The sequence below is a fragment of the Halomonas sp. M20 genome (assembly GCF_020622265.1).
GTDB lineage: Bacteria > Pseudomonadota > Gammaproteobacteria > Pseudomonadales > Halomonadaceae > Modicisalibacter.
The window spans coordinates 1,204,837-1,216,644 of sequence record NZ_JACNMQ010000001.1; the positions used below are offsets into that span (position 1 = coordinate 1,204,837).

At 56.0% G+C, this 11,808-nt stretch carries 8 protein-coding genes and 1 pseudogene; 5 read left to right on the forward strand and 4 right to left on the reverse strand.

What is annotated here, in order from left to right; genetic code table 11:
• Positions 1-3: 3 nt before the first annotated feature.
• The 4 genes from H7850_RS05595 to H7850_RS05610 all read right to left on the reverse strand — a co-directional run bounded on the left by H7850_RS05595 (position 4) and on the right by H7850_RS05610 (position 5,898).
• Entirely contained in the window at positions 4-1,611 is a 1,608-nt protein-coding gene (locus H7850_RS05595; protein WP_227368498.1) for a carboxyl transferase domain-containing protein, read from the reverse strand.
• Positions 1,612-1,624: 13 nt separating this feature from the next.
• Complete coding sequence (locus H7850_RS05600; protein ID WP_227368499.1) at positions 1,625-2,794, reverse strand: isovaleryl-CoA dehydrogenase; 1,170 nt, start codon at positions 2,792-2,794, stop codon at positions 1,625-1,627.
• 365 nt (positions 2,795-3,159) lie between these two features.
• Positions 3,160-4,506 carry a uracil-xanthine permease family protein gene (locus H7850_RS05605; protein WP_227368501.1) on the reverse strand — a complete coding sequence of 449 codons (1,347 nt, stop codon included), beginning with the start codon at positions 4,504-4,506 and terminating at the stop codon, positions 3,160-3,162.
• 36 nt (positions 4,507-4,542) lie between these two features.
• Positions 4,543-5,898 (reverse strand): 8-oxoguanine deaminase, encoded by a 1,356-nt coding sequence (locus H7850_RS05610; protein WP_227368503.1) that lies wholly within the window; start codon positions 5,896-5,898, stop codon positions 4,543-4,545.
• 335 nt (positions 5,899-6,233) lie between these two features.
• Between H7850_RS05610 and H7850_RS05615 the strand changes: the two genes are divergently transcribed.
• The 5 genes and pseudogenes from H7850_RS05615 to H7850_RS05635 all read left to right on the forward strand — a co-directional run.
• Positions 6,234-7,580 (forward strand): Na+/H+ antiporter family protein, encoded by a 1,347-nt coding sequence (locus tag H7850_RS05615; RefSeq protein WP_227368504.1) that lies wholly within the window; start codon positions 6,234-6,236, stop codon positions 7,578-7,580.
• Positions 7,581-7,848: 268 nt separating this feature from the next.
• Positions 7,849-8,226, forward strand: a complete 378-nt coding sequence (locus H7850_RS05620) for a histone-like nucleoid-structuring protein, MvaT/MvaU family (protein WP_227368505.1) — start codon at positions 7,849-7,851, stop codon at positions 8,224-8,226.
• A 779-nt stretch (positions 8,227-9,005) separates the two neighbouring features.
• On the forward strand, positions 9,006-9,257 hold the full coding sequence (locus H7850_RS05625) for a hypothetical protein (RefSeq protein WP_227368506.1): 252 nt from the start codon (positions 9,006-9,008) through the stop codon (positions 9,255-9,257).
• Positions 9,258-9,822: 565 nt separating this feature from the next.
• Positions 9,823-11,589 carry an SLC13 family permease gene (locus H7850_RS05630; RefSeq protein ID WP_227368507.1) on the forward strand — a complete coding sequence of 589 codons (1,767 nt, stop codon included), beginning with the start codon at positions 9,823-9,825 and terminating at the stop codon, positions 11,587-11,589.
• Between the two features lie 62 nt (positions 11,590-11,651).
• Positions 11,652-11,808 (forward strand): annotated as a pseudogene (locus H7850_RS05635) (phosphoadenosine phosphosulfate reductase family protein); the annotation flags it as partial.

An 11,808-nucleotide genomic window follows, 5' to 3' on the forward strand; every position in this document is an offset into this window, starting at 1 on the left:
ATCTCACATTCTGAACACACCGAAGCGCGTCTCTTCTACATCAGCATTCATCGCGGCGGATAAGGCCAGTCCCAATATATCTCGGGTCTGCACAGGGTCGATCACGCCGTCGTCCCATAATCGTGCGCTGGCGTAATAAGGGTGGCCCTGGTGCTCGTACTGTTCATGGATCGGTGACTTGAAGGCCGCTTCGTCTTCGTCGCTCCATTCAGTGCCATGGCGCTCGTGCTGTTCTCTCTTGACCTGGGCCAGCACATTGGCGGCCTGTTCGCCGCCCATCACCGAGATGCGCGCATTGGGCCACATGAACAGTAGATTGGGCTCATAGGCGCGGCCGCACATGCCGTAGTTGCCGGCACCGAAGCTGCCACCGATCAACACCGTGAACTTGGGCACTTTCGCGCAGGCTACTGCAGTGACCAGCTTGGCGCCGTGCTTGGCGATGCCTTCCTGCTCGTACTTGGAGCCGACCATGAAGCCGGTGATGTTCTGCAGGAAGACCAAAGGAATCTTGCGCTGGGCGCAGAGTTCGATGAAGTGCGCGCCTTTCTGGGCCGATTCCGAGAACAGCACGCCGTTATTGGCGACGATACCCACCGGGTGGCCTTGCAGATGAGCGAAGCCGGTGACCAGGGTGTCGCCGTAGTAGCGCTTGAATTCGTCGAAGTCGGAATCGTCGACCAGCCGGGCAATGACTTCACGCACGTCATAGGGTTTGCGCAGATCGGTGCCCACGATGCCGTAAATTTCCTCGGGATCAAGACGGGGCGGCTTGGGTTCCTTCATCGCCAACTGGCCGCGCTTTTGCCAGTTGAGGCGCGACACCGCACGCCGCGCCAATTGCAGGGCATGGGCGTCGTTGTCCGCATAGTGATCCGCGACGCCACTGATCTTGGCGTGTACATCGGCGCCGCCCAGATCCTCGGCGCTGATGGTCTCGCCGGTGGCAGCTTTTACTAGAGGTGGACCACCGAGAAAGATGGTGCCCTGTTCCCGTACGATGATCGATTCGTCCGCCATGGCCGGCACGTAGGCGCCCCCAGCGGTACAGGAACCCATGACCACGGCGATCTGCGGGATGCCTTCGGCGGAAAGGGTGGCCTGGTTGTAGAAGATGCGACCGAAATGGTCGCGATCCGGGAAGACCTCGTCCTGCATAGGCAGGAAGGCGCCACCGGAATCCACTAGATAGATACAGGGCAAGCGGTGCTTACGGGCGATTTCCTGGGCACGTAAATGTTTCTTCACCGTCAGTGGATAATAGGTGCCGCCCTTGACCGTGGCGTCGTTGGCGACGATCACGCATTCCACGCCGGAAACGCGACCGATCCCCGCCACCACGCCAGCAGCGGGCACCGGCGACTCATACACCTCATGAGCCGCCAGGGCGCCGATCTCGAGGAAAGGCGCGCCCTCGTCGAGCAGGTGATCGATGCGATCGCGCACGAACAACTTGCCCCGGGATTCGTGACGCTCCCGAGCCTTGTCACCCCCGCCGCGGCAAATCGAAGCGGTCAGGGTGTGCAGCTTGTCGACCTCGGCGCGCAGAGTGTCGGCGTTCGCCTGGAACGCCTCGGTACGCGGATTGATCTGGGTTTGCAGGATTGCCATCTATCGATCCCCGTTATGCGGACTCATTGAATAGTTCACGTCCAATCAGCATTCTACGAATTTCACTCGTCCCCGCGCCGATCTCGTAGAGTTTGGCATCGCGCAGCAAACGCCCAGTGGGATACTCGTTGATATAGCCGTTGCCGCCGAGCAACTGGATGGCATCCAGTGCCACCTGGGTCGCCTTCTCGGCGCAATAGAGGATTACCCCTGCAGCATCCTTTCTTGACGTCTGACCGCGATCGCAGGCTGCCGCCACGGCATACAGGTAAGCGCGACAAGCGTTCAGGGTGGTGTACATGTCTGCCACCTTGCCCTGTACCAGCTGAAACTCGCCGATGGACTGGTCGAACTGCTTGCGCTCGTGAATGTAGGGAAGCACTACGTCCATGGCCGCTTGCATGATGCCGATGGGGCCGGCGGCGAGCACGGTGCGTTCGAAATCCAGGCCGCTCATCAATACCTTGGCGCCACGATTCTCTTCACCCAGGACGTTCTCCGCCGGCACCTCACAGTTATCGAATACCAGTTCGCAGGTGTTGGAGCCGCGCATGCCCAGCTTGTCGAGCTTCTGGGCGGTGGAGAAGCCCGGGAAATCTCGTTCGATGATGAAGGCGGTGATACCTTTGGAACCGGCCTCAGGGTCGGTCTTGGCATAGACCACCAGCACACTGGCCTCGGGGCCGTTGGTGATCCACATCTTGTTGCCGTTGAGGATGTACTTGTCGCCTTGTTTCTCGGCCTTGAGCTTCATCGATACCACATCGGAACCGGCTCCGGGTTCGGACATGGCCAGGGCGCCGACGTGCTCGCCGCTGATCAACCTGGGCAGGTACTTGGCTTTTTGATCGGCGCTGCCGTTGAGCTTCAGCTGGTTGATGCAAAGGTTCGAATGAGCGCCGTAGGAAAGGCCCACCGAGGCGCTGGCCCGAGAGATTTCTTCCATGGCGATGCAGTGGGCGAGATAGCCCATGCCACTGCCGCCATCCTTCTCGGGCACGGTAATGCCGAGTAGGCCCATATCGCCGAACTTTTGCCACAAGTCTTCCGGGAAGACGTTTTCTGCATCGATGCCCGCCGCGCGCGGGGCAATTTCGTCCCGGGCAAAGGCGTTGACCTGATCGCGCAGCATGGTCTGGGTTTCATCCAGGCCGAAGTCGAGGGGCGTGTAGGGGGAGTACATAGCGCAGCTCCTTTGGGAAACACTGAATAAATGGCTGTGCGCTTCAATCACTGCGTTGCGCGGTGCTCGGAATCCTCACATATACCCCATATGCTGCGGTTCCTGTGCTCCGGGCGCCTTGTGCTTGATACCGCTCGCTGATTTATTCAGCGCTTCCTTGGTTGTCGATTACGCCGGCCTCGCGGCACAGCGCATAAAAAAGATAATGGCAGAATAGATAGGGTTGACGTTTACGTAAAGTAGAGCTTTGGTCGCAGACTCTTTGCTTTCAAGGGCATAAAAAAGCCCCGTTCAAGCGATGAGCGGGGCCAAAAGGGTACGGTACTGTTAAAGCAAACGTTCTAGAAAATGACGCCTGACGACATTCAAATGCTGTCGCGCATGGCGTGCTCGCTCTTGGGTAGAATCAGGTTCAGCACGATGGCGGTAATGGCGCCAGGAATCAGGCCGGACTCGATGACGGCCTGCATGTTGGTCGATAGATTGGCGTAGAGGCCTTCCTGGGCCGGCAGGCCGATGGCTACTGCCAGGGAGACGCCGATGACCACCATGTTGCGCTTGTTGAAATCGACGCCACTGAGCATCTTGATACCGGCACTGGCGATCATGCCGAACATGATCAATACAGCACCTCCCAATACCGCATTGGGAATGCTCGAAATGATTGCACCTAGCTTGGGCAATAGCCCCGCCAGCAGCAGGAAACCACCGCCGATCGCCACCACGTAGCGGCTGACGACGCCGGTCAGGGCGACCATCCCGACGTTCTGACTAAAACTGATCTGCGGGAAGGCATTGAAAATGGCCGCGAAAATACTGGCAATACCGTCGGCCATGACACCGCCGGAGAGTTCCTTCTTCGTCGGTTCGCGATTCATGCCCCCTGCGGTGGTGCCGACGATGTCACCGATGGATTCGGCGCAGGTCACCAATGCCAGCAGGACCACTGGAACGATTGCTGCAAGGTGAAACTCCAGGCCGATAGCGAAGGGCGAGGGCAGCGAAATCCATTCGGCACTGCCAATCTTGCCGAATTCCACGTAGCCGAAGAGGATGGCCGCCCCATAACCCGCCAGCAGGCCCGCCAAGGGTGCAGCTTCGGACCAGATGCCACGACCATATTGGTGCAAGCCCAGAGTGACGGCGAATACCAGCGCAGCCAAGGCAAGATGATGGGGTGCGCCGAAGTCCGGGGCGCCGAAACCGCCACCGATATAAGCAAAGCCTACCGGCATCAGCAATACGCCGAGCATGATGACGAAGGTACCGGTGACCACCGGCGGAAACAGAAAGCGAAACCAGGGCAGGAGTAGCCCCACGAGCGCCATGGCGATGCCGCCACATAATGCGGCCCCTAGAACCGCCGGCAGGCCCATGCCCACGGCGATGGGGATCAATACCGGCACGAAGCCGAAGCTGGTGCCCATGACGATGGGCAGGCGAGCGCCGATTGGGCCCAGGCCCAGGGACTGCAGCAACGTGGCGACCCCGGCGACGAACATCGCCGCCTGAATCATGAAGGCAGTCTGATCCGCAGGCAGGTCCGCCGCGCCGGCGATGATGATGGGTACGGTGACATTGCCGACGAACATCGCCAGCACGTGCTGAATACCCAGAGGCACCGCGCGGCCCAATGGCGGCATGGCATTGACGTCATGCGTACTGCGAACATGCTGAGGCATGTCCTGGGGTTGCTCGGTCGTCGTGGTCATCGATACTGCTCCTGCTTGTTGTTGTCGAAAGGGGAGTCATAGCGCGTTGCGTAGTCGCCTGGCGGCTTCGTCGTGCCGGGCCATCAAGCGACTCAGGTCTATTTCACAGGGTAGGCCATCGGTTATTCGCCAGCGTCCGGCGACCATGACGCGGTCGGCCCGCTGGGCGCCGCACAAGAGCAGTGCTGCCAGCGAGTTCTCGGCGCCGGAAAAGCGCGGTTCGTCGAGTTTGAAGAGCGCCAGGTCGGCCTGCTGGCCGGGCTCCAGGCCGCCGATGTCGTTACGGCCCAGGCAGCGTGCCGATCCCTGCGTTGCCCAGCGGATGACGTCTTCATGAGTGACCTGACTAGGCGAATAACGCAGGCGGCCCAGCAGCAGAGCCTGACGCATTTCGTTGGCCAGGTTGGAGTGATCGTTGGAGGCCGAACCATCCACCGCTAGCCCGATTGGCGCGCCGGCGGCTTCGAGCTCCAGAGTGCGGCACATGCCGGAGCCCAGCACCATGTTCGATGACGGGCAGTGAGCGATACCGGTGCCGGCGTGCCCCAGGCGTTTGATCTCGCCGTCATTGAAATGAATGCCATGGGCCAGCCAGGTTCTGTTCGTCAACCAGCCGCAATCTTCCAGGTAATCCAAGGGGCGCATGCCGAATAGACGCTGACAATAAGCAGTCTCGTCCTCGGTCTCGGCGAGATGAGTGTGCAGGCGAACGTCATGGGATTCAGCGAGTCGAGCGCTTTCGAGCATCAGTTCGCGGCTGACCGAGAAGGGCGAGCAGGGCGCCAGGGCGATGGTCGTCATGGCGCCGTCGCCACGCTGATGGTAACGCTCGATCAAGCGTTGACTATCGTCGAGAATGGTCCGCTCGTCCTGCACGACTGACTGGGACGGCAACCCGCCATCGTCCTGGCCCACGCTCATCGAGCCCCGGGTCAGCGCGGCACGCACGCCGAGGCGCTGAGCGGTTTCCACCTGGCAATCGATGGCGCCGAGCAGGGCGCCGGAAAAGACGTAGTGATGGTCGGCTACAGTGGTGCAACCCGACATCAGCAGTTCGACCATGGCCAGTTCGCTGGCCAGAGCCAACTGCTCCTCGTCGAGATTCGCCCAGACCTCGTAGAGCGTCGTCAACCAGGGAAAGAGCTCCTTGTTGAGCGCTGGGGAATAGGCGCGGGTCAGGGTCTGATAGAAGTGGTGATGGGTATTCACCAATCCGGGTAATAGCACGTATCGGGACGCATCGAAAATCTCATCCACCGGCTGGCGTGGTTGAGCACCGGCGGCCACCTTTTCGATGATGCGCGTGCCTTGTATCACGATGCCGCCTGCTGCATCGAGGTCGGCACAGGCAGCTGGATCGCGAATCCAGAGCGTGTTGGCGTTGTCGGTCATGGTTGTCTCCTCGGTCATGAAAGCCGGCATCTGCTCGGAGGGTAGGGTTACCCACACGATGTGGTTCAGGTGCCTTGCTCAGCAAGCCGGAGATATTTTTGTGTACTAGTGTTGTATACCAAAATCATTGATCGTGGTGTCATTTGTCAAGCGCAAAGTGTCGACAGCCCATGCAACATTTATAGAGTGCAAGGTTTGTACGAATAGAGGTCTTTGGTTTTTCAGCGATTTTTAAAAAGCCAAAAAGCCACAGAGAAACCACATTAGACCAATGGCTCTGTTAAAATTCTCGCTTTTGGCTCGCTTATGCCACTCTTCGAACAGGAAACGAACGAATGAACGCGGTAATTCTTGGCGTGCTGGTCATGGTCGGGCTGGCCTTGGCTCGGGTGTCTGTCGTCTTCGCCTTGATAGTGGGCGCGCTGGTAGGAGGTCTGGTAGGCGGCTTGTCGCTTGGTGATGCTCTTTCGGCGTTCAACGACGGTGTTGGCGGCGGCGCCAAGATCGCTCTGGCCTATGCTACTTTGGGTGCCTTTGCCGTGGCTATTTCCCGGGCGGGCTTGCCGGATCTGCTGGCGCAACGCCTGATCAGGTTATTCGGACAGGAGGCATCGCCAAAGCGTCGAACGACGGTCAAGTACACATTGATCGGCTCCGTATTACTGGTGGCAATTTCGTCCCAGAACCTGATTCCGGTACACATCGCCTTCATTCCCATTCTGATTCCGCCACTGCTCAAGGTAATGAATCAGCTGCGTCTGGACCGTCGCGCAGTGGCCTGCACGCTGACCTTTGGCCTGACGGCGACCTACATGCTGCTGCCGGTGGGGTTTGGTGCCATCTTTCTCAACGACATCCTGCTGGCCAATATCAATGCGGCAGGGGAGTCCCTTGGCCTCGAGGTGACGCGTGGTATGGTGCCCTTGGCCATGGGGGTGCCGGTCGGCGGTATGGCTCTGGGGCTACTGGTAGCGCTGCTTTTGAGTTATCGCAAGCCGCGTGAATATGCAGCGCTTGATGCGAGTACCCGCAATCTGCCTAATCAGCAGGAGCAGGTAAAAATTCACACCTTGGGCCTTGTGATGTCCGTGGTGGCCATTCTTGCTGCATTAGGTATCCAGCTTTACAGCGGTTCCATGATTCTCGGCGGGCTAGTGGGTTTCGCCCTGCTTTCCGTGGGCGGCGTTTTCAAATGGCGCGAAGCTGACGATCTGTTTACCAGCGGAATGCGCATGATGGCGCTGATCGGCTTCATCATGATTTCCGCCTCCGGTTTTGCATCGGTAATGAACGCCACCGGCGAGGTCGAGTTGCTGGTAAGCGATGCTGTTGAAATCATCGGTGACAACCAGGGGCTGGCGGCGCTTGTCATGCTGCTGGTCGGGCTGTTCATCACTCTGGGGATCGGTTCATCCTTCTCGACCATTCCCATCATTGCCACTCTCTACGTGCCACTGGCGGTACAGTTCGGATTTTCGCCCTTGGCAACGATCGCCCTGGTGGGTACTGCCGCTGCCCTGGGCGATGCAGGCTCCCCAGCCTCGGATTCGACCCTTGGGCCCACCGCCGGACTCAACGTCGATGGGCAGCACGACCATATCTGGGATTCGGTAGTGCCGACCTTTTTACACTACAACATACCGCTGATCGGCTTTGGTTGGTTGGCGGCGATGTGGTTGTAACGGGACCTCTGTTCGATTCAATCGGTGCATACAGCACGATAACCCGGCTATCAGCTAGCCCCTTGCGGCAAACTTCCGAGCGTTGTAGGGATAGCGTTCCATTCAATAAACGGCTAGCTAGAAATTAATATTGTGCCTATTAACAAGGGCTGGGATCGCCAAACATCAAATTATGCAAGAAAAAAGCAACGTAACTCTTGGCACGAGACTTGTAAACGTTAATAATTGTACCGTAACCTCCAACTTTCTATATAAGGGTATAAAGCGTATGTCTCTGCTCAGTGAATATATGATGAAAGAGCAAATGCTCAAGCAGATTCAGCAAGAACTTGAACAGATGGAGGGCGATCAACGTTTAAAGTCCGAACTCGAGTTCAAGGAGCGCCTGGAGGCGCTAATGCAGGAGTTTGATAAAAGCGCCAGCGATGTCATCGATCTTCTCCAGCCCAGCGAGCCATCCACCAGTACTGCCAAAAGTGTTGCTACCGGGGGGGGGCGGCGTAAGCGCAAGTTGAAGATCTACAAGAACCCCAATACCGGCGAAGTAGTGGAAACACGGGGTGGGAACCAAAAAACGCTCAAGGCCTGGAAAGATCAGTACGGCACCGATACTGTCGAATCTTGGCTGGTTCGCACCGAAGGCTGAAGTGCACGTAGATTCGGTCTAGGGCTGTAATAAAAGTTGGTATGTCTATATGACATGCAAAATTCAGTGCCTTGCATCGGTTGTGGCGATCAGAAAGTACGATTACTGTATTTAGGTGATCATTTTTGTATGGAAGAAAAATCTTTCTTGCCTCGGATAGGGGGATTTTTACGACCTTCAAGCTTTATTGATGTTGTTATACTAATAAAATAGAATGGATGTGTCGGATCTATGTTCTTTAGTAACAAAATGTAATGTATGCTTGTCGTCAATATCCTGTTCTATTGGGGGCGAGATATTCTCTGTGTTTCTTGATGCCCGTTAATGTGGATCGTGTTGGATTTTACACTTTCTGCGTTCATCGGGCTTTTTTTGTTGCGTAGATGTACATAATTTTGCCATCATAAAGGCCTTGGTCGCGGTGTGCAGGGCGCTTATGTGGGATATGCTTTTTAGCTTCTGATAGTCATCGATACTGTCGTTCGAAAATAAGCCCTCTGATTATTTTAAAAGTGCCAAGCGTCTACTTGCCGCTGCACATACCGATTTTCTGAGTCAAGCGGTAAAGACGTTTAGACGAAATAGAATGTCAAGCATGGTGCCTGCAGGGCGTACCATAGTCATACAATGCACTACAAAAAGTAATTCAGTCACGCCTGTTGCTATTCAGGCTAAAGCGTTCGGATGCCTGCTGTCTTTTGGATTTTTATTTATCTTTTTTAATAAGATAGCCTCTATAAATTTTTTATAACTTTTTTTATGGTATTGGTACTAACCTCATGAAATTCAATAAACCCCGTCAAATGGACGAAAGAGAGAAGCTGCGCAAGTTTCGTGAACTTGATGATGCCTTTGCTCAAGCGTTGAAGGACATGGATGGTTCTAGCAGGCGACAGCAAAGCGTGCGCGAACAGGAAGCTAAGCGGGAGTTCGAACAACGTTTGCGCACCCTGATGAGTGATTTCCATCAGACCGACACCAGCGTCGATACGTTACTGCGCACTCTGATCGAGCTGGGCAAGATTGCTTGAGCCTGTTGGCATATTGATGAGCCGCCACTGCAAAGTCGTAAAAGCGATATTGCCGCAAGTCGTGCAATGAGTTAGCGCACTAATATGGCGAGTTAATATGTTGAGGGTTCTACCGCCCTTGCGGCTGCTACTAATGCTTGTCGCTTACCCGCGACATACGAAAAACAAATTCATACGGCCGGCACCTAGAGACCGCAGAACCGCTCCACTAGAATACCCTCCTCAAGAAACAACGGTTTTGTAGCAAAAGCATCGTTCTATTCGCCCATGCTCACGACTGTGGCGCAAGCAATAGTATTAGGTAAATGCTACCATTTCGCTGTTTTTTCGTGCATCCAAGCTATGCGCGGTCTCATGAAACGGTGAAAACTGAGCATAGGGCCAGGGAATACGCCCGAAAAATCCTTGGGCGGTAGCGTGGCTGAAGCACTTTCAATTTTTGGATTGACTCCCGCTTCACGCGAAACATTACGCGTCATGGGCTCTCTTTTTGCAGTTTGTTGACGCGAGTTCAGCGGCGCGAAAGACAGTGATTAACTTGGCTTTTACTTATTTTTGGTACTGAATGAACGTTCACGCTCTAATGACGCTTGCTGTTATTGTCGTCGTTCTTGCCACTCTTGCACTTACCCGCATTGCCGCCGATGTCATCATGATGGCAGCGTTAGCGTTCCTGGTGATTTTTGGCATTCTCGGGCCTGGCGAGGCCTTGGCCGGGTTTGCCAACCCTGGGGTAATGACGATCGCTACGCTCTACATCGTTGCGGCAGGCCTCAAGGAAACTGGCGCCATTCAATGGATTGCCCACCGCTTGCTGGGGCAGCCACGCCATATCAAGCAGGCTCAGCTAAGGGTGTTACTCCCAGCGTCTGGTTTGAGCGCTTTCATGAACAATACCACCGTCGTGGCGATGTTCATTCCGGCTATTCAGGAATGGGCCCAGCGTTTGAAACTGCCGCCTTCCAAACTGCTTTTGCCGCTCAGCTATGCGGCTATTCTCGGCGGTACCTGCACGTTGATTGGTACCAGTACCAACCTGGTCGTGGATGGTCTGCTGCAAACCAAGATGGGCGTCTCCCTTGGTATGTTCGAGTTGGCATGGGTGGGAGGGCCACTACTACTGATTGGCGGCGCTTTCTTATGGCTATTCGCCGATCGGATGCTTCCAGATCGACAAGGGGTATTGGAACAATTAGAGCAAGCACGTGAATATAGCGTAGAAGTTAGTATCGAGCCGGATGGCCCGCTGCCTGGCAAGACGATTACGGGTGCTGGCTTACGCAACATGACTTATGGTTATCTGGCTGATATTGAACGTGATGGCCATTTGATGACGGCGGTTCCTCCGGACACCCGACTTAGAGCCAACGATATTCTCATCTTTATCGGTGCGCCAGAGTGTGCAAGGGAGTTGCGCCGCGTACATGGCTTGAGGCCAGCCAACGGCGACGTGAACAAGCTCGATATCGCGCTCCATCGTCGTTGCCTGGTTGAGGCGGTCATTGGGCACGACTTCGCTGGGTTATACCAAACGGTTCGGGAGTCGCGTTTTCGTTCGCGCTTTCAAGCCGTCATCCTTTCAATTTCGCGCGCGGGCAGGCGTTTACCCGGCAAGGTTGGCGATATCGAGTTGCAGGTGGGCGATACGCTGTTAATGGAAACCACCCAGGAGTTCGTCGAGCAGTACCGTCACCGCAAAGACTTCCTGCTGGTCAGCGCATTGAACGACTCGACTCCTCCGGACTTCCGTAAAGCCCCTGCCGCACTCGCTATTCTTATGTCCATGGTGCTGGCAAGCGCGTTCGGATTGTTATCGATTCTGGAGGCAGCATTTCTTGCGGCGGGCGCCATGCTGCTAACGCGCTGTCTCTCGGCAAGCAAGGCGCGGCACTATGTCGACCTGAGCGTGCTCATCGTTATTGCCGCTTCCTTTTCGCTGGGGGCGGCCATGAGTAAAACAGGGGCAGCCAGCCAAATAGCGCAATGGTTGATGTTCGCCGATGACCTCTCTCCCTGGCTGGGTCTGGCGCTGGTTTACATGACGACGGTAGTTTTTACCGAGCTGATTACGAACAATGCAGCGGCAGTATTGATGTTTCCCATAGCGATGGCGGTCGCCGAGCAGCTCGATGTCAACTTCATGCCTTTTGCCATCGCCATCATGGTTGCTGCATCGGCCAGTTTTATGACACCGCTGGGCTACCAGACCAACTTGATGGTGATGGGGCCTGGCGGGTATCGATTTAGTGATTATCTACGAATCGGCGCGCCTTTGAGCGCCTTGGTCGCTATTACAGCGATCATTCTGATTCCGATGATCTGGAAGTTTTAATAATTGAGTAGCCCGCCGGCTCCAACTCTTCGTCAATCGTAAACATTTATCAGGTATTCTCGATGTCGGAACTCTCTGCAGAACGCCAGACTCACCTCAAGCAGCTCGAGGCGGAGTCGATCCACATCCTGCGCGAAGTCGCCGCCGAGTTCGCCAACCCGGTGATGCTCTACTCCATCGGCAAGGACTCCTCGGTGATGCTGCATCTGGCGCGCAAGG

Coding starts and splice junctions, on each gene's coding strand:
- H7850_RS05630 (WP_227368507.1), top strand. CDS start 9,823: ATGAACGTTCACGCTCTAATGACGCTTGCTGTTATTGTCGTCGTTCTT.
- H7850_RS05610 (WP_227368503.1), bottom strand. CDS start 5,898: ATGACCGACAACGCCAACACGCTCTGGATTCGCGATCCAGCTGCCTGT.
- H7850_RS05605 (WP_227368501.1), bottom strand. CDS start 4,506: ATGACCACGACGACCGAGCAACCCCAGGACATGCCTCAGCATGTTCGC.
- H7850_RS05615 (WP_227368504.1), top strand. CDS start 6,234: ATGAACGCGGTAATTCTTGGCGTGCTGGTCATGGTCGGGCTGGCCTTG.
- H7850_RS05625 (WP_227368506.1), top strand. CDS start 9,006: ATGAAATTCAATAAACCCCGTCAAATGGACGAAAGAGAGAAGCTGCGC.
- H7850_RS05600 (WP_227368499.1), bottom strand. CDS start 2,794: ATGTACTCCCCCTACACGCCCCTCGACTTCGGCCTGGATGAAACCCAG.
- H7850_RS05595 (WP_227368498.1), bottom strand. CDS start 1,611: ATGGCAATCCTGCAAACCCAGATCAATCCGCGTACCGAGGCGTTCCAG.
- H7850_RS05620 (WP_227368505.1), top strand. CDS start 7,849: ATGTCTCTGCTCAGTGAATATATGATGAAAGAGCAAATGCTCAAGCAG.